The sequence below is a fragment of the Clostridium senegalense genome, from assembly GCF_018916625.1.
Classification (GTDB): domain Bacteria; phylum Bacillota; class Clostridia; order Clostridiales; family Clostridiaceae; genus Clostridium_J; species Clostridium_J senegalense.
This window is the reverse complement of the sequence record NZ_JAHLNC010000007.1, coordinates 107,582-128,960: the sequence shown is the minus strand read 5'-3', so window position 1 is coordinate 128,960 and position 21,379 is coordinate 107,582. Positions and strand designations below refer to the sequence as shown.

General features: G+C 27.2%; 14 protein-coding genes and 1 other annotated feature. Of the genes, 9 read left to right on the top strand and 5 right to left on the bottom strand.

Features of this window, described 5'->3' with window-relative positions; all coding sequences use genetic code 11:
* Nucleotides 1-30: 30 nt before the first annotated feature.
* Both KQI36_RS12710 and KQI36_RS12705 read right to left on the bottom strand, forming a co-directional pair.
* On the bottom strand, nucleotides 31-207 hold the full coding sequence (locus KQI36_RS12710) for a hypothetical protein (protein WP_216451182.1): 177 nt from the start codon (nucleotides 205-207) through the stop codon (nucleotides 31-33).
* Nucleotides 208-563: 356 nt separating this feature from the next.
* A complete protein-coding gene (locus KQI36_RS12705) occupies nucleotides 564-761 on the bottom strand; it encodes a cold-shock protein (RefSeq protein ID WP_010293889.1) in 198 nt (65 codons plus the stop codon).
* A 456-nt stretch (nucleotides 762-1,217) separates the two neighbouring features.
* Here KQI36_RS12705 and nrdD point away from each other — a divergent pair, with 456 nt between their 5' ends.
* Nucleotides 1,218-3,338 (top strand): anaerobic ribonucleoside-triphosphate reductase, encoded by a 2,121-nt coding sequence (nrdD, locus tag KQI36_RS12700; protein WP_216451181.1) that lies wholly within the window; start codon nucleotides 1,218-1,220, stop codon nucleotides 3,336-3,338.
* Between the two features lie 308 nt (nucleotides 3,339-3,646).
* Entirely contained in the window at nucleotides 3,647-4,285 is a 639-nt protein-coding gene (locus tag KQI36_RS12695; protein ID WP_010293881.1) for an MBL fold metallo-hydrolase, read from the top strand.
* Nucleotides 4,286-4,344: 59 nt separating this feature from the next.
* On the opposite strand, the gene nrdG is transcribed toward KQI36_RS12695, so the two are convergent.
* Nucleotides 4,345-4,857: an anaerobic ribonucleoside-triphosphate reductase activating protein gene (gene nrdG / locus KQI36_RS12690; protein WP_216451180.1), complete on the bottom strand. Its 513-nt coding sequence runs from the start codon at nucleotides 4,855-4,857 to the stop codon at nucleotides 4,345-4,347.
* Between the two features lie 223 nt (nucleotides 4,858-5,080).
* Nucleotides 5,081-5,297, top strand: a binding site (T-box leader).
* A gap of 102 nt (nucleotides 5,298-5,399) precedes the next feature.
* Here nrdG and ileS point away from each other — a divergent pair.
* The 3 genes from ileS (at nucleotide 5,400) to KQI36_RS12675 (ending at nucleotide 10,083) form a co-directional block, all read left to right on the top strand.
* On the top strand, nucleotides 5,400-8,501 hold the full coding sequence (gene ileS / locus KQI36_RS12685; RefSeq protein ID WP_216451179.1) for an isoleucine--tRNA ligase: 3,102 nt from the start codon (nucleotides 5,400-5,402) through the stop codon (nucleotides 8,499-8,501).
* A gap of 145 nt (nucleotides 8,502-8,646) precedes the next feature.
* Complete coding sequence (locus tag KQI36_RS12680) at nucleotides 8,647-8,913, top strand: hypothetical protein (RefSeq protein ID WP_216451178.1); 267 nt, start codon at nucleotides 8,647-8,649, stop codon at nucleotides 8,911-8,913.
* Nucleotides 8,914-9,087: 174 nt separating this feature from the next.
* Entirely contained in the window at nucleotides 9,088-10,083 is a 996-nt protein-coding gene (locus tag KQI36_RS12675) for a LacI family DNA-binding transcriptional regulator (RefSeq protein ID WP_010293870.1), read from the top strand.
* A gap of 26 nt (nucleotides 10,084-10,109) precedes the next feature.
* Here KQI36_RS12675 and KQI36_RS12670 read toward each other — a convergent pair whose 3' ends face one another.
* Entirely contained in the window at nucleotides 10,110-11,606 is a 1,497-nt protein-coding gene (locus KQI36_RS12670) for a 4Fe-4S dicluster domain-containing protein (protein ID WP_216451177.1), read from the bottom strand.
* A 770-nt stretch (nucleotides 11,607-12,376) separates the two neighbouring features.
* Here KQI36_RS12670 and KQI36_RS12665 point away from each other — a divergent pair.
* The 3 genes from KQI36_RS12665 to KQI36_RS12655 all read left to right on the top strand — a co-directional run bounded on the left by KQI36_RS12665 (nucleotide 12,377) and on the right by KQI36_RS12655 (nucleotide 18,911).
* Nucleotides 12,377-16,393 (top strand): AAA domain-containing protein, encoded by a 4,017-nt coding sequence (locus KQI36_RS12665; protein ID WP_244991588.1) that lies wholly within the window; start codon nucleotides 12,377-12,379, stop codon nucleotides 16,391-16,393.
* Nucleotides 16,394-16,606: 213 nt separating this feature from the next.
* A complete protein-coding gene (locus KQI36_RS12660; RefSeq protein WP_216451176.1) occupies nucleotides 16,607-16,966 on the top strand; it encodes a hypothetical protein in 360 nt (119 codons plus the stop codon).
* Nucleotides 16,967-17,195: 229 nt separating this feature from the next.
* Complete coding sequence (locus tag KQI36_RS12655; protein WP_216451175.1) at nucleotides 17,196-18,911, top strand: phospho-sugar mutase; 1,716 nt, start codon at nucleotides 17,196-17,198, stop codon at nucleotides 18,909-18,911.
* 103 nt (nucleotides 18,912-19,014) lie between these two features.
* Here the strand turns inward: KQI36_RS12655 and KQI36_RS12650 are convergent, their stop codons facing one another.
* Nucleotides 19,015-19,227 carry a hypothetical protein gene (locus KQI36_RS12650; protein ID WP_216451174.1) on the bottom strand — a complete coding sequence of 71 codons (213 nt, stop codon included), beginning with the start codon at nucleotides 19,225-19,227 and terminating at the stop codon, nucleotides 19,015-19,017.
* 496 nt (nucleotides 19,228-19,723) lie between these two features.
* On the opposite strand from KQI36_RS12650, the gene KQI36_RS12645 reads away from it, so the two are divergent.
* Nucleotides 19,724-21,283 carry an AbgT family transporter gene (locus KQI36_RS12645; protein WP_216451173.1) on the top strand — a complete coding sequence of 520 codons (1,560 nt, stop codon included), beginning with the start codon at nucleotides 19,724-19,726 and terminating at the stop codon, nucleotides 21,281-21,283.
* Nucleotides 21,284-21,379 lie beyond the last annotated feature (96 nt).

The following is a 21,379-nucleotide window of genomic DNA, read 5'->3' as shown; positions in this document are numbered from 1 at the left end:
AAAAAATTAATAGTGTTTACTTTTGTTATACTAAAAAAAGTTAGATATGTTTAGTGTATCTTTTTTATTATGTAATGTAGATAAGTTTACACTATCACCTACATTAGAGTTTAATGGTAATGAATTAATTGGAATATTTATTATAAAGCTATTAGAAATTTCAACAAAAGCGTCAGTGCTATTTAAGTCTATAATTTTACCAAACAATAAAAACACCTCTTTTATGTAAATTTTGCTTATTTTAAAATTTAAATTTTAACTAGCAGTAAACAAAGTTATTAAATAAATTTAAGTTGAAGCTTGTTTTCCTATATTAATCTTAGATTTTTTTGTTTGACGAATGAATAGGTTTAATTTATAAATATAGATTTATTAATATTTTAAACAAATATTAATTGTAGTATTCATTAGAGGTATAAAAACAAATATGATTAGTACTTATTAATAGCAATAACCTGTAAATAAAATAATTTACAGGTTAAAGTTTTTTATTATAGTTTAAGCATTTATTAAAATCATGATAACCTTAAATTTAGAAAAATTATCATGAATAGGATCAAAAATTATAATTTACAAACATTTGTAGCTTGAGGTCCTTTTTCACCTTCAACTACATCAAATTCTACTTTTTGTCCTTCTTCTAAGGATTTATATCCATCATCTTTTATAGATGAAAAATGAACAAAAACGTCTTCTTCACCTTCTACAGATAAAAATCCAAATCCTTTTTCGGCATTAAACCATTTTACAGTACCTATCATAAAAATTCCTCCTAAATAAAACAAATTCATAAAATTTAAATTTGATACTAGTTTTTACTATTTATAAATTTTTATACTATAAATATTTAAATTTAATATTTTTTTATAATTTAATATGAAAATTGATTTATAGAATTTTATATTAAATTATAAAAAATAGTATGTATGGTACTATACAAGGTTTATATTCAATATATTAAAATAAGCGAAATAATTTGAAAATAATAAATAAGGTTAATAATTAAGCACATAATTTAATATATAAAAAATTATAATATAAAGCCAAAAAAAAAACATGTCAATTTCACTACATAAGTGAAAAAGGAAATAAGAATACATTAAGATAAGAATTTTAAGTTTTAAGTCATTTTTCTATACACATTCGCTAATTGATATAAATATTTTACTAGAGTATAATAGACCGAGTGCAATATATCGTGTTTGAGGGGGTAGTTTATGCTATATGTTGTAAAAAGAGATGGTAGAAGAGCTGAATTTAATTCTGTTAAAATAACAAATGCAATTAAAGGTGCGGCAGATGAAATTTCATATAATCTACTTGAAAGCGAAAAAATAGAATTAACTCAAAAGATAATTAAACGAATTGAAAAGTTAAATGTAGAAGAACTTACTGTAGAACAAGTACAGAATATGGTTCAAGAAACATTATTAGAAAACGGGCATAAGCCTATAGGTGTAGCTTATGCTAACTATAGAAAAGAAAGAACTAGATTAAGAGAAATTAAATCAGATTTAATGAAGGCAATTGAACAAATAGGTGTAGAAACAGATAGAGATAATGCAAATGTTGGAAACAACTTTAGTTCGAAACTTCTTAGAATAGCAAGTGAATCAAATAAATGGTTTAATTTATCAACAATGCCAAAGCATTTATCTAAAGCCCACGAAAATGGAGATCTATATTATCATGATTTAGATAGTTATAACTTAACAGTAAACTGTCTACATATACCAACTAAAGAGGTATTAGAGAGAGGTTTTAATACAGGTTATGGATATCTAAGAAAAGCTAAACGTATAGACTCAGCAGCAGAGCTGTCTTGTATATTACTTCAATCAACTCAAAATGATATGTTTGGAGGACAATCACATCCAGATTTTGATAATGACTTATCTGTATTTGTAGAACCAACAAGAGAAGAATTAAGAAAAGAATTTGAAGAATTAGGAATACCAAAAGAAAACATAGAAGTAGCAGTAGAGAAAAAAGTTAATAGAATGATTGAACAATCTATGCAAGGGATTGTATATAATTTAAATACAATGCATTCTAGAGCAGGTTCGCAAGTTCCTTTTTCATCAATAAATATTGGAACACCTAATAATAAGGATGCGGCACTTATATGTGAAAAGTTTTTAATTGAATATGAAAAAGGATTAGGTAAAGGAGAACAACCTATTTTCCCTAATATAATATTTAGAGTTAAAACAGGTATAAATAAGGAGCCCAATGATCCATATTACTACTTATTTAAATTAGCTTGTAGAGTAGCTAGTAAAAGAATGAATCCAACATTTATGAATATAGATGCAGATTTTAATAAGGAATATTACGATAAAGGATATATGCCAGCAACAATGGGATGTAGAACATACCTTATGAGTAATTGTAATGGAGAACCAGGAACTAAAGGAAGAGGGAATATAGCACCAACAACTATAAATCTTCCAAGAGTAGGTATTCTTGCTAAAGGTGATAAAGAAAAATTCTTTTCTTTATTAGAAACTAGATTAGAACAGGCAAGTGAATCATTAATGCATAGATATAATGTATTAAAAAATTTAAGAATTAAAGATTTACCATTTGTTGCAGGACAAGGACTTTTAAAAGGGTCAGAGGGATTAGGATCCGATGATTCTATAGAACCTATTTTAAAACAAGGCAGTTTTGCAATAGGATTTATAGGACTTGCTGAAACTTTAATAGCCCTTACAGGAAAGCATCATGGTGAGTGTGAAGAGTCAAGAAAGCTTGGCGAAGAAATTATAACATTTATGAGGGCCTTTACAGACAAATTAACTAAAGAAACTAGTCTAAACTGGGGATGTTATGCAACACCAGCAGAAGGTTTAAGTGGTAAATTTATATTACAAGATAAGAAAGTATTTGGAGAAGTAAAAGGGGTAACGGATAAAGATTACTATACAAATAGTTATCATATACCAGTAGGGTTCCCAATATCAATAATAGATAAAATCCAAATAGAAGCTCCATATCACAAGCTTTGTAACTCAGGTCATATAAGTTATTTAGAAGTTGACGATTATCCATCACCAGAAGTTGTTGAGGATATTATTAAGTATGCTTATAATAACAGTAACATAAGTTATATAGGTATAAATTTCCATATTAAATATTGTAGAGATTGTGGTACGTACTTAAAACCAGATAAATTTGAATGCCCAACTTGTGGAAGTTCAAACATCCAAGGTGTATCAAGAGTAACTGGATACTTAAGCTTAGATGAAAGATTTGGTCCAGGAAAATACCATGAAAGAGAAGATAGACTATCGCATACAGAAAATCATAAAAAAATCTATGCAATAGAGGAATAATAAAATTTTATAATTAAGTAAGGGTGTTACAAAACTAACTAAAAGAAAGTTAGTTTTGTAATACCTTTTTTATTTAATTTTAAAGTTGGTTATTGTACAGAGACATATAATAAATAAAAATTTATAAGAGGTTATAATAATATAGGTTAAATGATAATATAATAGAAAAAGGAAATTTCTATAACCTTATAAATGTAAAAGGATATTTTTACAATCTTTACAGGATAGCATAATTATAAGATTAGTTAAGGAAACTATATTTTGATAGAATATAATTAAAGAATATATTATGTTTTGGAGGTTTTTTTATGAATTTAACATGGTTAGGGCATGCGTGTTTTTTAATTGAAACAAATAATGGAATTAAAATTATTACAGATCCCTTTGATGAAACTGTAGGGTATCCTATTTATAAAGGAAAGGTTGATATTGTAACTGTAAGTCATGAGCATTTTGATCATAACTATACTAAGTTTTTTAGTGATTACTCAGAAATAGTGCGTACACCAAAGTCCTTTGATTTTAAAGGTGTATCAATACAAGGTTTTCCATCATTTCATGATGAAGTTAAAGGTGCAAAACGTGGAGAAAATACTATTTTCAAAATAGAGTGTGATGGAATAAAAATTTGTCATCTAGGTGATTTAGGACATTTATTAACAGCGGAAGATATAGATCTTATAGGAGATGTAGATGTGCTTTTAATTCCAGTTGGTGATAACTATACATTAGGTGGAAAAGAAGGTGCTAAATTATCAAAAATGATAAATAGTAAAATAACTATACCTATGCATTACAAGACTCCACAATTAACTTTTGAATTAGATGGAGTAGAAAATTTTTTAACACATATGAAAATTGGAGAAAAGGTTAATGATTGTTCAATAAATGTTGAGGAATATATAGAAGAAAATAAAAAGAAAGTGCTAGTGTTAACACTCTCTTAGATAGTAATTTAACAGAAAAAATAGATTACTAGTCAAAAAAACTGTAGTAGAGGTTTATATTAATCTAATTTAAGCTCTACTACTTTATTTTTATTTAAACTTTCTTTTACATTTATTATTCTTTGATTGCTGGAACCTCTATATTTTAAATCGTCATCTTTCTTTGACTCATCAAATTTTCCATCAACTAAAACATCAATATTATTAAGTAGTTCATTCCAATCAGGATTTTTTTCGAAATTTTTCACAATATGCTCAAATGTATACCCTGTATAACACCAAACATTTTTATTAGTTTTTTTTATTTCCTTAGCAATCTTAGCAAAAGCATTTGCTTGTTCTAAGGGGTCACCGCCACTAAATGTTACACCACTTATAAGTGGGTTTCTATTTATGTCTTCAACTATAGTATCTAGCTTATAGTCTGTTCCACAACCAAAACCATGAGTATGTGGGTTGAAGCATTCCTTACAGTTATGTTTACAACCTTGAGCAAATAGAACACGTCTAATACCAGGACCATTATTTAAACTTTCATGTATGATACCAGCTAAATTAACTTTTTCTTCCATGATAAACGACTCCTAACTTATGTAATACTTAGTATAATACTAAGTATACTATAATATTAACGATATAAAAATACTCTTATTTTGTGTATAAAAATGTATAATTATCTACATAATATTAGGTATAGTTTAAATTAACATTAAGTTTTTTATTAATATGAGTTTTATGTGATTGACAATAAAAAAGTACTGTACTATAATTTATTTAAAATTGAAAATTTCTTTTTAAAAAGCTACGAATAGGAAAAGTATTTTATCATGTAACTTAAAGAGAGCGAGGGATGGTGTGAACCTTGCAGTGATGGGTAAATGAAAATCACCTAGGAGCTGAAAGCTGAATTTTAGTAAGTTTATCCGTATTTCTGCGTTAAAGAATAGAGTATTAAATTGTACTTGAATTATCTTACCATAGGTGGTATACCGAAGTTATCTTCGTCCTATTTAGGGCGGAGTTTTTTTATTTTTAAATTTAATATAAATCAGTATGTAAGTATAACTTCTATGTTTTACTATATAAAATTAGGTATAGGAAAGGAGCTAACAATATGTATAAGAAAATCGATGCTTCTAAAAGTTTTATGGATTTAGAAAAAGATGTATTAAAACTTTGGGAAGAAAAAAATGTAATTCAAAAGAACTTTGATTCAAATGAAGATGGAGAGTATTTCACTTTTTATGATGGACCTCCAACAGCAAACGGAAAACCACATGTAGGTCACGTTTTAACAAGAGTTATGAAGGATATAATTCCAAGATATAAAGTTATGAAGGGATATAAAGTTTTAAGAAAAGCTGGATGGGATACCCATGGACTTCCAGTTGAACTTGAAATAGAGAAAAAACTTGGGATATCAGGAAAACCACAAATAGAAAAATACGGGGTAGAAGACTTCGTTAAACAGTGCAAGGAAAGTGTTTTTACATATGTTGAAATGTGGAGACAAATGTCTGAAAGATTAGCTTATTGGGTAGACATGGATACTCCTTATGTAACTTTCCATAACAATTATATAGAGTCTGTTTGGTGGGCATTAAAACAAATGTGGGATAAAGAGTTAATATACAAAGGGTTCAAAATAATGCCATATTGTCCTAGATGTGGAACTACACTATCTTCACATGAAGTTGCACAAGGATATAAAGATGTAAAAGACAGTTCTGTATATGTTAAATTTAAACTTAAAAATGAGGATAAGTATGTTTTAGTTTGGACAACAACACCTTGGACATTACCAAGTAACGTTGCTTTAGCTGTTAATAAAAAATACGATTATGTAGAAGTTGTTCAAGAAGAAGAACACATAATATTATCTAAATCATTACTAGGAAAATTACAAGGTGAATATGAAATAGTTAGAGAATTTAAAGGTGAAGAGCTTTTAGGTAAAGAATATGAGCAAATGTTCACATTTGAAACTCCAAATGAAAAAGCATTCTATATTGTTCATGGAGATTATGTAACATTAACAGATGGTACTGGTATAGTTCATATAGCACCTGCATATGGTGATGACGATAGTAAAATAGGTCAGTTATATGGATTGCCTATGATTAATTTAGTTGATGCAGAAGGTAAATTTGTAGATAAAGTAACTCCTTGGGCTGGAATATTTGTAAAAAAAGCAGATGAGAAAATAATTAGTGCGTTAAAAGAAGAGGGAAAACTTTATAAGAGTGAAAAATTCTTACACTCATATCCACATTGTTGGAGATGTGATACTCCACTTCTTTATTATCCAAGAGATAGCTGGTTTGTAAAAATGACAGCTGTTAGAGATAAGCTAGTAGAAAACAACAATAAAATAAACTGGATGCCAGATAATATTAGAACAGGAAGAATGGGAAATTTCTTAGAAGGTGTTATCGACTGGGGAATTTCAAGAAATAGATATTGGGGAACTCCACTTCCAATATGGGAATGTGAATGTGGACATAGAGAAATGATAGGAAGCATTGCAGAGCTTAAGGAAAAGGGAATAAATGTTCCAGAAGATATAGAACTTCATAAGCCATATATCGATAATGTGCATTTAAATTGTCCTCATTGTTCTAAAGAAATGACAAGAGTAGAAGAAGTTATAGATTGTTGGTTTGACTCAGGTTCAATGCCATTTGCTCAACACCACTATCCATTTGAAAATAAAGAATTATTTGAACAAAACTTCCCAGCACAATTTATTTCAGAAGCTGTTGACCAAACAAGAGGATGGTTCTATACATTACTTGCAATATCAACAGTAGTATTTGAAAAGAATCCATTTGAAAATTGTATAGTACTTGGACACGTTTTAGATAGAGATGGATTAAAAATGTCTAAACATAAAGGAAATGTATTAAGTCCATTTACTGTATTAGAAAATCAAGGAGCAGATGCGTTAAGATGGTATTTCTACACTGCTAGTGCACCATGGTTACCATCAAGATTCTATGAAGAGGCAGTTATAGAAGCTCAAAGAAAATTCATAGGCACATTATGGAATGTATACTCTTTCTATATTCTATATGCTGAGTTAGATAAATTTGATCCAACTAAATATGAAGATTTTGTATCTGAAAATGTAATGGACAAATGGATGATGTCTAAGCTAAATTCACTAATTAAATCTACTGATGAACATTTAGAAAATTATAGAATAACACAAGGTGCTAAAGAGCTTGAAGAATTTGTTGATGAACTTTCAAATTGGTATGTAAGAAGAAATAGATCTAGATACTGGGTTGAAGAGTTAACAGAAGATAAAATAGGAGCATATATGACACTTTATAGAGTGTTAACTACTTTAGCTAAGATTGCTTCTCCATTTATACCATTTGTAACTGAGGAAATCTATCAAAACTTAGTAGTTGCATTTGATAAAAATGCACCAGAAAGTGTTCACTTATGTAAATGGCCAGAATACAAAGCTGAATTAGTAGATGCTAACTTAGAAGAAGATATGGATAGAGCATATACAATAGTTAAGCTTGGAAGAAGTGCAAGAAATGGAGCTAACATAAAGAATAGACAGCCACTTGGTAAAATGTTAGTTTCTGCAAAGTCTCTTCCAGAGTATTATGGAGATATAGTTAAAGATGAGCTTAATATAAAAGAAGTAGAGCTAGGTGCAGACCTTTCTAAATATGTTAACTTTGAAATAAAACCAAATCTTCCTGTACTAGGAAAGGCTTATGGTAAATTAATACCAGGAATAAGAAAAGCTATTGGCGAAATGAACCAAATGGAGCTTGCACAAACTATAAATAATGGAAACACTGTAAATATAGAAGTTAATGGAACTGATATAGAATTAAATAGTGAAAAATTATTAATAACAATGCAAGGTCTTGAGGGATATGCATTTGCTGGTGAAGGTGAAATGGGAGTAGTTTTAGATACTACAATTACTCAAGAACTTAGGGAAGAAGGTCATGTAAGAGAAATATTAAGCAAAATTCAAAACATGAGAAAAGAAAATGGTTTTGAAGTTGCAGATAAAATTAATATCTATGTTACAGGAAATGAAATGTTAGAGAATATAATTAAGAAGTTTGAAGAACAAATAGCAAAGGATACTCTTGCAGTAGAGATTGTTTATGGTGGAAATGCAAACTATCAAGAAGTTAAAGTTAATGGAGAAAATTTAAAACTTACAGTTGAAAAACTATAGTATATTTTAGGAGAGTATTTAAAATAATATTTATTATTTTAGGAGATACTCTCCTTTAAATTTTAAGTTAGTATAAAATATATAGAATATAGGAGTTAAAAATAAAATATATTAATATTAAATTTATTCTATTTAGGAGGATTTTATGGCTTGGGATAAAAATATATTTTATATAATAGTTTTATTTAACTTACCTATAATAATTATGTTTTTTGTATTTGGGAGAAATAATATTAATGGTAAAATTATTGAAATAAACTTAGAGGAAAATGAAAATTTAGATGAAGGCAAAATTATTAAATTAAATAATAAAAAAGTTATAGTGAAAGAATCTTTAAAGTTAATATTCATACCATTGTTATTAATATTTTTTGATTATTACATTTGTATAAAAATGTTGGAAATTCTGTGAATGTTCCAACAAAAACAAGGTTAATTGTTAGAAAATTTAATTTATATTTAAAAGAATACAAACATATTGTTGATTTATAACATATATTTTAATTTATAGGGAAAAACTATTGTAAATTGCACAAGTATAACTTACTATAGATAGTAAGTTTAATTTATAATAGGAGTGATTAATGTGGCGGCTTCAATAAAAGATGTAGCTAAAGAAGCGGGAGTATCAATAGCAACTGTTTCTAGAGTATTAAATGGTATAAATGTGGTTAATGAGGATACTAAGAAAAAAGTGCTAGATGCTATAGATAAATTAGGCTATAGACCTAACATCTTAGCTAGGAGCTTAAAGACTCATAAATCCAGTACTATAGGGATCATAATTCCAGATATAGCAAGTGATATTTTCCCAGAAGTTGTTAGGGGAGCAGAAGATGTTGCTAATATATATAACTACAATATAATGTTATGTAATACAGATTTGGATATAGAAAAAGAAAAAGACAGTTTTAGAATGTTAAAAGAGAAAATGGTGGACGGTATATTATATATGGGAAATGCTCTTGTAAAAGAAGTAGAAGACTTTATAAATGAACTAGAAATACCTGTAGTAACTGTCGGAACAGAGGACTCTCAAAAAAAATATCCAAGTGTAACTATAGATATATTTCAAGCTGCATATGATGCAACAAAATATCTTATAGAAAAAGGTAATAAAAAAATAGCTTATATTGGATTTTTCCCTGAAATGTATGGAGGAAATTACAAACAATTTTTTGAAGGATATAAAAAAGCTGTTGAAGAAAATCTAGAGTATGATGATAATTTAGTATATTTTTCATCCTTGAATGCGCAAGAAGGATTTAAAGGTACAAATGAAATATTAAGTAAACATTCTTTTGATGCTATTTTTTGTAGCAGTGATGAGGTTGCAGTCGGTGCTATAAATGCGCTAAGGGAAAAAAATATAAAGGTGCCAGATGAAGTAAGTGTTATGGGATTTAATGATACAGATTTAGCAGCTATGTATTATCCAACTTTAACAACAGTATCTCAACCACTATATGATATGGGTTCTTTAAGTATGAGAGCTTTAATTAAAATTTTAAATAAAGATGAAATTGATACTAAAGAATTTGTTTTACCATATGAAATAGTTGAAAGAAACTCATGCAAATAAAAAAAAAGAGGCAAAGCCTCTTTTTTTTATTCAGATAAATCTCTTTCTAAATCTAAATCTTTATAATCATCAATTTTAGGATTATCAATTACTGCTTTATGTGTAGATTTTGCATTTTCTTTAGCAAAAGTTGCTCTAGTAGAAAGTGGAGGTAATACAGTAGCAGCACCACCAACGCAACCACCTTCGCACATCATGCCTTCTATGAAATTGCCTTGAAGTCTACCTATACTAGCCATAGTCATAGTTTTCTTTATATCAAAAGGTCCACTTACTTTTATTGGTTTAAATTGAATATCGATACTTTCAGTTTTTATATAATTTTCAATAGCAGAAGTTAATCCACCACCAGCTGCAAAGCCACGGCCGTAAATTGAAGCATCATCAGCTGGTAGAGTTTCACAGTTCTCAGGATCCATATTAAAAGCATCTAAGAGAGCAGAAATTTCTTCAAAAGTTAAAACATAATCTATTATGTCTTTAACATCATCTCTACGCATTTCTGCTTTTTTTGCTGTACAAGGTCCAATAAAAACTACTTTAGCTTCAGGGTCTATAGATTTTATATACTTTCCTGTAGCTATCATAGGTGAAACTGTTGATGATATATTCATAGATTCTTTAGGAAACTTTTTATTTATATAAGTTAAGAAAGCTGGACAACAAGAATTAGTCATATACTTGCTACCATTGTTCATTCTATGAACAAATTCATTACTTTCATTTATTGTTACGATATCTGCACCACAAGCAGCTTCATACATATCTTTAAACCCTACATTAATAAGTGCAGCTTTAATTTGTCCTAAAGTTACATTAGGTCCGAATTGACCAGCAATTGCAGGTGCAACTACAGCATAAAGATTTTCTTTGTTTGCAAGTCTTCTTGCTACAGGTTCAATCAAGCTTTTATCAGAGATTGCACCAAAAGGGCAAGCTTTCATACATGCACCACATTCAATACAAAGTTCTTCTTTAATCAAAGCTCGTCTATCCTCCGCTACTGAAAGAGCACCAGTAGGACATACAACTTTACAAGGTCTTAGAACTTCAGAAATAGCATGGTATGGACATTGTTTTTTGCATAATCCACATTCTTTGCAAAGTTCTTGGTTTATAAAAGCTTTTCCGTTAACTCGTACCATTGCTTTAGTTGGACAAACTTCCATGCATTTATGTGCAACGCAGCCTCTACATGCTTCAGTAACTGTATATTTATTTATTGGACATTTGTCACAAGCGGCTTCAACAACATATATAACTTGATCTCTGTTTTTTATATCTTCAAGATGATTCATATCATCTCCTTTAGGTAAGTATCCAGCTGCTAGTTTAGCACGTTGACCAACGATTACTCTTTCTTTATAAACACAACATCTATATTGTGGTTTATCTTCATCCACTATAGTTTCATGAATTTTACTTAATTCTTCTGTCGTTAGTCTATCTTCTTTAGCTAAAATTGCAACACTCTTTAAAACATTGTGTTTAACTTTTTTTAACTGTGTTTCAAATATAAACATATGAGCATCCCCTTTAATTCATATAATTTTAAGTTGTAAAGTGAGGTAAATAAAATACCTTTCAGTAAAAAATAGTTATGTCAATTAAATTATGTAATAAATAATAAAATTTAATTGTTAAAATATCATTTAAAAATTAATAACGTTTTAAGTAATATATGTACTGTCCAATGGTTGTTTATAGAAAAAATTTAATATATATAGTAAATGTTTACGTTGCAATATTATTATACTACAAAATGTTAAAAAAATATCCAACTTAACTTGCAAAAATTAAAAAAATATGAATTATTTAGAACATTTTTCAGAAAGGTTTAGTATAAACTAAGTAATTGTAAAAAAAATACATAATGTAAAATATATTTATATTAAAAACAAACAAATTCCTAAAAAGAACTAAAAAATAACAAAATAAGATAAAAAATTAGTGTTTATAAAGTACTATTAATAAGGCTATCCATATTTATATATGGAAAAAGTAATTTATTGTGTAAAATACTAGTATAAACTATAATAAGGGATAAGAGTTAAACAATAATAAGATATCTAAAAGCAATTTTCAAAATAAAAAGTTAGGCTTCAAAATTAAGTTTTTTGATAAAAAATAATTAATCACCATAAAAAACAATCACTATATATTTTCATTTAACCTGAAAAATATTACTTAATAAAAAAATTGAAACTCTAAGTTAAATTTTGTAATGTAACTGAAAATATAAATAATAGGAAAATTTATGATAAGTTAATATAAAAATATGGAGGGGTAAAATTTGGATATAAATAAAAAAGTAGAGCAAATATTTACATATCTTCTTAGTGTGAAAAATATTAATGATAAAAAAATAAGAAATGTAAATGAATATGAAGAAATATTTTTTGAGTCTAGTTTATCAGATTTATTAGGAGTTAAGTTAAATAGTGAAGTTGATGAAAATTGGGTTGAAATAGAAAAAATTAACAAAGAATTATATGATAAATTTTCTAAAATATATTTAAAATTACAGAAAAATGGTGAGAATTTAGAAATAGTTTATGGTCACGGATTACTTGTAGGAAATATTGATGATGTTAATGTGAATCACCCTATACTAACTACAAAAATGACATTAAATTTTGATGAAAAAAATAGTAAATTCACTTTAAAGCCATATAATAATATTGCTAATGCTGAACTTGATTTTTTAACTGACATAAATAATATATCACTTGAAAATGTAATTAAGAATTCAGTAGAATTAAAAAACCTAGGGATTGACGTAAAAAGTGATGACGATGTTATAAAGGGTATAAAGTATATATCAGATTCTCTTAAAATAGATTTTGATGGTAATTATGGTAAGTTTACTTCTCTTTTAGATATAAATTATAAAGAAGGATTATTCTTTTACAATGAACCGATTATTATTTTTAGAAAAGTTGATACAAGACTTTGGAATGTAGAATTAAATTCTATGATTGAACATATAAAAAATGGTGGTATAATACCTAAGACTATAGAGGCTTTGGTAAAAAATGAAGAATTAAAGGAAGATGATTTAGCTACTGAAAAATGGAGTGAATTAGGAGAAGATTTGCTATTCCCACTACCGTATAATGAGGAACAAAAAGATATTGTAAAAAGGATTTCAGAGAACTTTGGGGTTGTAGTTCAAGGTCCTCCGGGAACAGGAAAAAGTCATACTATAGTAAATTTAATTTGTCATTTATTAGCTCATGGAAAAAGGGTATTAGTAACAAGCCAAACTGATAGAGCTCTTAGGGTTTTAAACAATAAAATTCCTAATGAAATAAGGTCATTATGTATGAGTATTTTAGGTGATGATGCTAAAGCTATGGATGAACTTGATAATTCTGTAAGGAAAATAACAGAAAATTTATCTTTAGATACATTGGAGTTAAAAAAACAATTTAAGTTTTTAAGATATAAATTGAAAGAGTGTAGGGCTAATCAAGATGCAATATATGAAGAGTTAAAGAAAATAGAAGAAAATGAAAACTTAACCATTGAATATAATGGTGATAAATATACTTTAATGGATATGGCTCAATATATTAGAGAACATGAGGATTTAAATTATATTGATGATAATCTTTGCATAAAAGATCATCCTCCAATAAATGAGGATGAGTTAAATAACGTTATACAACTTTTAGAAACTTTTGATAATAGTGATTTAGAGTTTTACGAAGGTATAAAAGGAAATATTTCAAAACTTCCTAACTTAGAAATTGTAATAAAACTTATGACTCAGTATATAAAAGAAGTAGTTAATATAGAACATCATAATAAAGTTTTAGCTAATTGGAGTGATAAAGATATAACTAGCTATAATAATAGTCATTTAATTAATTTATTAGATGAGGGTTATAAAACTTTATGTGAAATAGAAGACACTTATATTGCAAAGCTTATGAAAGTTTATCATGGCAGTGATACTTCTAGAGAGTTTTGGGATAGTTTTTTAAAGCATTGCAAAGAACAAATTAGCGAGATATCAAATTTAAAAGTTGAATTAAACAAGAGCAGTATAGAATTACCATCAGACTTAGATTTTGATAAGTTCAAAAAAGATTTTAAATCTGTAGATAAAGTTATCAATGAAAAGGGAAAAGTAACAACTTTTTTTAAGATATTACATGGAAATGTTAAGTATATATTAGAAGATATAAAAGTAAATTATAATAATATAGCATCAAAAGAACAAGTAGAAATAATAAATATGTATATAAAGCTTAATGAATTAGAACGTGACTTTAAAAATTACTTTAACAATGGTATTACAGAATTAAATGGAGAAACTTTGGATATCAATGAAAGAAATTATATAGTTAAAGTAGAAGATGTAATACAGAATATAGAAATAGTTACAAATTGGGATTCTAACTATAAAGATAAAATATTAAATTTATTAAAAGCAAAACATTTTAGTAAAGAAATAGATTTATATAATAAAGATACTTTTAGTTATATAAAAGAGTCATTAATAAGTTTACGTTCAGTAAAAAATATAAACTCTATAAAAAATGAAATAAATAATATATTAAAAGAACTAAGAAAGTATAATGTTTTTGATGAATTATCAAATAATATAGAAAAAGGTAATATAAGATTTATAAAGACATATAATGAAAAGATTTCTTATTTAAGGATTAATGCATATAGATTGGACAAACTTATATTACTTAGAGATAAAATGTTAAAAGTATGTCCTAAAGTTACTAAATATATGTTTGCATTAAGAGGGGATACTTTAAAGAATGAGTTTGTGAAGTTTCATGATGCATTTAAGTACAAGGTTTTCTATGATTATATAATCATGATGCATGTTAATGATATTATGAAGTTAGAAAAAAATCTGCACCAAGAAAAAATAGTAGAAAATAACCTGGTAAAAGAAATTGTTAGTAAGCAAAGCTGGTATAATCAAATACAAAGAACTACTGAGTCGCAAAAGAGAAGTCTTTTCGCATGGATGGAATCTATAAAAAGGATTGGTAAAGGAACTGGAGCGCAAGCTATAAAATATAGAAAAATGGCTCAAAAAGAAATGGAAAAGTGTAAAGATGTTATTCCAGTATGGATAATGCCAATTAATAGAGTTATAGAAAATTTACAGGTAAATGAAAATTTATTTGATGTAATAATTGTTGATGAAAGTAGTCAAAGTGATATAACAGCATTAACAACACTTATGAGGGCAGAAAGAGCGGTCATTGTTGGAGATGAAAAACAGATAAGCCCAGAGGCTATAGGAAAAGATGCAGAAACCGTAGAAAAACTTATAGAAACATACTTAAAAGGCATACCAGATTCACAGTGGTTTGACTTAAAAACAAGCTTGTATACAACTGCATTAAGAGTATTTCCAAACAGATTAGTCTTAAAAGAACATTTTAGAAGTGTTGAGGATATAATAGGATTTAGTAATGGAATTTCATATTCCAATGAAATAATTCCATTAAGATGTAGTAAAAATGATAACCCATTAAAAGAACCATTAAAAACTACTAAGGTAGATGAAGCATTTAGGGATGATAAAAAATCTATAAATTTAAAAGAGGCATATGCTATAGTTGATAAAATAGAAGAATGTATAAATGATAAGAATTATGAAAATATGACCATAGGTGTCATATCTTTATTAGGAGATACTCAAGCTGAGGTTATTGAAAATTTACTAGTTGAGAGAATTGGAATGGAAGAAATGGTAAAAAGAAATATTGTTTGTGGAGATGCTTATTCATTCCAAGGTGATGAAAGAGATGTTATATTCTTATCATTAGTTATTGCAAACAATGTTAAATATAATACACTTGCAAAAGAATCTGATATTAGAAGATTTAATGTAGCTGCAAGTAGAGCTAGAAATCAAATGTGGCTATTCCATTCTGTAGATTTAGAAGATTTAAATTTAAAGTGTATAAGATATAAGCTTTTAGATTATTGTATGAATTATAAAAAGCATAATAATGCTAATTATAGCAATAATATAATATTGAGTGACTTTGAAGAAGATGTATTAAAAAAATTAGAAAAAAATAGTTTTAAGGTGATGCCAAAAGTTAAAGTTGGAAAATATAATATAGATTTTATGGTAGATGCAGAAAAACGCATAGCAGTAGAGTGTGTAGGTGGAAAAAGAAGTGATAAATATTCTTGGAAAGAAACTTTGCAAAGACAACATACATTAGAGCGTGTTGGATGGAGATTTTATAAATTAAGAAGTAGTGAGTTTTACTTAAATCCAGAAGTTGCACTTGATAAGCTAGAAGAGTTTGTGAAATAGGAAAAGTGGAGAATTAGTCTCCATTTTTCTTATACATAGCTTAAAAGGGATTTTTATATAAGGTAAATATAAAAGTTATAGAAAGTTTGTATTGCATTAATTGTGCAATAGATATTAGAATAATATATAATATATAAATGTTAGACATTGTGGTTTAAGTATATTATCTTATATATAATAAATATAAAAGTCATATATAAAGGAGTTAGTTATATGAAAAATACATATGAAAAGTTAATTTTAATGTTTAATAATAGTGGTGAAAAAATAAAAGTTGGAGAAATGTTAAAAAAAGAAACTAAATATTATTTTAAGTATAATATTGAAGGCGTTAATAAAGCTAAAGAATTTGGATTTGAAGCATTATCTAATTTCCCGAGAATAAATGCTGAGTATTTTAAAGAAGAACTTTTTACAGAGTTTAAAGAAAGATTAGCTTCTGAACATCTTAATGATGAAGAAATATTCGCTTTACTTAAAAAAACTGGTGGAAAATTAGCTGAAGATAATCTAGAATTTGTATCTGAAGATAAGAATGAAGAAGAGGAAATAGAAGAGAAAACTGAAGAATAAAATTAAACGAAATTTTCTAATATAATTACATATATTAATATTATGACATGTGCTATTTAAAAGTTTGCATTCTATACATTTGCATAACTTATATTAAGTGTAAAAAACTTGATTCAAATTAGCACATGTTTTTTAAGTCATATAAAAAGAAATAAGCGAATAAAAATTTATGATAATACTGAGTTTATTATTTATTTGATTATGCATAAAGTAAGAAAGGAGAAAATGAATGAAGAATGATTATAAAATAAGATATGATTCATGGATGAGTTGTGAAATTATAGACGAATTAAGCAAAGAAGAGCTTATAAATATAGATGAAGATGAAATAGAAGATAGATTTCATAAAGAATTGGAATTTGGAACTGGTGGACTTAGAGGTATAATGGGAAGTGGAACTAATAGATTAAACAAATATACTGTAGGTAAAGCAACAGAAGGTTTTTCTAATTACCTAATAAAAAAGTATAAATATAATATTTCTGTGGCTATTGCATATGACTCTAGAAACAACTCCAAAGAATTTGCTATATGTGCAGCTAATATATTGGCAAGCAATGGTATAAAAGCATATATATTTAAAGAGTTAACACCTACACCTATATTATCTTTTGCAGTAAGAGAATTAAAGTGTAATGGTGGAATAGTAATAACAGCATCTCACAATCCTAAAGAATATAATGGATATAAGGTGTATGATGACAAAGGGGTTCAAGTTACAGATAATATTGCTAAGAACATACTTGAAGAAATTAGTGTTATTGAAGAATTCAAAAGTATAAAAGGATTATATAAAACTGAGTCAGAAAAAGAATGTCTTGTAGAAGAAATAGGAGAGGAATTTATATTAAATTACCTAAATAAGGTTAAAGGTATATTAATTAGAAAAGATATAATAAAAAAATATGGAACAAATTTAAATATTGTATATACACCACTTCACGGCACAGGAAGAAAACCTATAATTTCAATTATGAAGGATTTAAATTATACATTTCAGGTGGTAAAAAAGCAGGAAAAACCAGATGGAAATTTTCCTACTGTACCGTATCCTAATCCAGAACAGCCTGAAGTATTTAAATTAGGAATTGAAATTGCAAAAGAAAGGAATGCAGATATAATATTAGCTACTGATCCTGATTGTGATAGAATTGGTGTTATGGCAAAAGACTTTACAGGTGACTATAAAATTTTAACAGGAAATGAAGTTGGAGTACTTTTAAGTTATTATATATTAAGCAGTTTAAAGGAAAAGGATAAGCTTTTAAAAAATTCTATTATAGTAAAAACTATAGTAAGTACGGATATGGTGAAAAAGTTTAAAAACGATTTTCAATTTGATGTTTTAGAAGTGCTTACAGGTTTTAAATATATTGGGGAGTTAATAGAGAAAAATAAAAATAAAAATTTTCTACTAGGATTTGAGGAAAGTTATGGATACTTAATGGGTGATTTTGTTAGAGATAAAGATGCAGTTATTGCTTTATCAATTATTTGCGAAATGACATTGTATTATAAACTTAAAGGATTAACATTACATCAGCAACTAAAAAACATATATGAAAAATATGGGTATAATAAAGAAAAACTATTATCATTTGAATTTAAAGGTATAAAAGGAAAAGAAAAGATAGAGTCTATAATAAGGGAATTTAAAGATAAGTTTTATTATATAGTTAAAGAAAATAATATGGAAGTTGAAATATTAGAAAATTACGAAAATAGCGAAAGGGAAATTATAAAATATAAAAAATGTGAAAAATTATTTTTACCTAAAGCTAAAGTACTAAAATTTATATTAAAGGATGGTTCTTGGATTGTAGTTAGGCCTTCCGGTACTGAGCCTAAAATTAAATTTTATTTATCTGCAACGGGAGCATCAGAAAAAGAATGTATAGATAAAATTAATAAGTTTGAGAAAATAATTAAAAAAATAATTGATTAAAAATTATAGCCCTCATTATAAATAATGAGGGCTAGAGGTATTTTATAAGATAAATTGCTCAATTACAGAGTAAAGAGCATAAACACTGGCAATTGTAAAAAAGTTATTGGGAGTCATAAGAACCTGTTTTTACTACATTGTGTTTAAAAGACGTAATATCTTCACCATTTGCATTAGTAAAGTCTACAGTTCTTTTATAATCTAAATCAAATTTTGGATTAAGTGCAGATTTAGAAGCACTATTAGGGTCATTTTCTACTAAATTAGATGGATGTTTTAAATCATTACTATTTAAAGGACTATCAATTTCATACATATATAAAATTAACACCTCCATATTTAAAATTAAAATCTTTCACAAATATAGAATTAGTAATTTCAATAGAAAATATTCATTAAAAAATATATTTTTTTATTAATATTAAATTAAATAAAAAAATGATAAAAAAACATAAAAACAAATTAATTAAATGTTCAAAGAAAATTAATAAAAGATTAATAAAATTAATTAAATTAAAAAACAGATAAAAGAATAAAAGTAACAAAAAAATTGCAATATAAAAGATTTGACAATATAAATAAATATAAAATCAAAGAATTGATGAAATATAATAAATATAGTAAAATAGCGATAAGTATATAAAATTTAATAAATAATGAACGAGATGTGTATATTCAGAAAATTTTATAGTATAAATTTAATTGACTGAAACAAATTCATATGCTAACATTCAAATTGTCCGAAATTTTTTCCAAATAATTAATTTAAGGACAAAATTTTCAAAAACAGAATAAATTTAGGGGGAGAACTTATGGAGGCTAAAGTCGAGAAAAGAAAAAGTTTGTTTCAAAGGTTCTTGGATGGAGTAGAAAGAGTTGGAAATGCTCTGCCACATCCAGTGACAATATTTTTTATCCTATGTCTTATCGTTATGGTTGTATCACATATATGCTATAAGATGGGTGTTTCTGTTAACTTCACAAAAATTGATAAAGAAACTAAAGAAGTTACAGATTCAGTAGTTGCAGTTGTAAGCTTATTAACACCAGATGGTATAAGGTATATATTTGAAAATGCGGTAAAGAATTTTACAAGTTTTGCGCCGCTAGGAACAGTTTTAGTTGCTATGTTAGGTGTTGGAGTTGCAGAGGGGACAGGACTTATATCAACATTAATAAGAAAATTAGTTTTATCAACTCCAAAGAGCTTAATAACAGCAGTAGTTGTTTTTGCTGGTATAATGTCAAACATTGCATCAGATGCAGGTTATATAGTGTTAATACCACTAGGAGCATTAATATTTGCTAGTTTTAAAAGACATCCAATGGCAGGTATTGCAGCTGCTTTTGCAGGGGTATCTGGAGGGTTTAGTGCAAACTTAGTTATTGGAACTATAGATCCATTACTAGCAGGATTAAGTACAGAAGCCGCTAGAATGGCTGATCCAGCTTATTATGTTAACCCAATGTCAAATGTTTATTTTATGTTTGTATCTACATTTTTAATAACTATTTTAGGTACACTGATAACTGAAAAATTAGTAGAGCCAAGGCTTGGTGAATACAAAGGCTCTATGGATAATCTAAAGTTAGATAAAATAAGTAAAGAAGAAAAAAGAGGAATGAAATTTGCTGGATTATCATTACTAGTATTAGTAATAGGAACTATAATATTAGTAGCACCAAAAGGAGCTATTTTAAGGCATCCTGAAACAAATTCAGTTATTGAACACTCTCCATTTATGAACGGAATAGTTTTTGTAATAATGATGTATTTCTTAATTCCAGCAGTAGCTTATGGAATAGGAGCAGGAACAATAAAAGATGATAAGCAAGTAGTTTCAGCTATGAGTAAAGCAATGGCAGGCATGGGTGGATATCTAGTGTTAGCCTTTGTTGCATCACAATTTATAGCATACTTTAACTATACTCAATTAGGAACAATAATTGCAGTAAAAGGAGCAGCTGGGTTAAAAGCTATGAAATTTACTGGAATACCATTAATAGTGGCATTTATAGTAGTTACAGGATTTATAAACTTATTTATGGGTTCTGCATCAGCTAAATGGGCTATTATGGCACCGATATTTGTACCATTATTCATGCAAGTAGGATTATCACCAGAATTAACACAGGTTGCATATAGAATAGGAGATTCAACAACAAACATTATATCTCCACTTATGAGTTACTTTGCACTTATAGTAACAGTAGCACAAACTTATGATGAGGATTCAGGAATTGGTACTATAATATCAACAATGTTACCATATTCAATGATTTTCTTAATTGGATGGACTATGTTACTTATGGTGTGGTTTGCTTTAGGATTACCATTAGGACCAGGAGCACCATTACATTTTCCAATATAGGATTAATTAAGTTTTTATATAGTGAAAATAGGTGCTAAAGTGTTAAAAATTTTGGCACCTATTTTTTCTTTTAATAAATCAATTTATTAAAAAGTG

Coding starts and splice junctions, on each gene's coding strand:
- KQI36_RS12705 (WP_010293889.1), bottom strand. CDS start 761: ATGATAGGTACTGTAAAATGGTTTAATGCCGAAAAAGGATTTGGATTT.
- nrdD (WP_216451181.1), top strand. CDS start 1,218: ATGCTATATGTTGTAAAAAGAGATGGTAGAAGAGCTGAATTTAATTCT.
- KQI36_RS12695 (WP_010293881.1), top strand. CDS start 3,647: ATGAATTTAACATGGTTAGGGCATGCGTGTTTTTTAATTGAAACAAAT.
- nrdG (WP_216451180.1), bottom strand. CDS start 4,857: ATGGAAGAAAAAGTTAATTTAGCTGGTATCATACATGAAAGTTTAAAT.
- ileS (WP_216451179.1), top strand. CDS start 5,400: ATGTATAAGAAAATCGATGCTTCTAAAAGTTTTATGGATTTAGAAAAA.
- KQI36_RS12680 (WP_216451178.1), top strand. CDS start 8,647: ATGGCTTGGGATAAAAATATATTTTATATAATAGTTTTATTTAACTTA.
- KQI36_RS12670 (WP_216451177.1), bottom strand. CDS start 11,606: ATGTTTATATTTGAAACACAGTTAAAAAAAGTTAAACACAATGTTTTA.
- KQI36_RS12660 (WP_216451176.1), top strand. CDS start 16,607: ATGAAAAATACATATGAAAAGTTAATTTTAATGTTTAATAATAGTGGT.
- KQI36_RS12655 (WP_216451175.1), top strand. CDS start 17,196: ATGAAGAATGATTATAAAATAAGATATGATTCATGGATGAGTTGTGAA.
- KQI36_RS12650 (WP_216451174.1), bottom strand. CDS start 19,227: ATGTATGAAATTGATAGTCCTTTAAATAGTAATGATTTAAAACATCCA.
- KQI36_RS12645 (WP_216451173.1), top strand. CDS start 19,724: ATGGAGGCTAAAGTCGAGAAAAGAAAAAGTTTGTTTCAAAGGTTCTTG.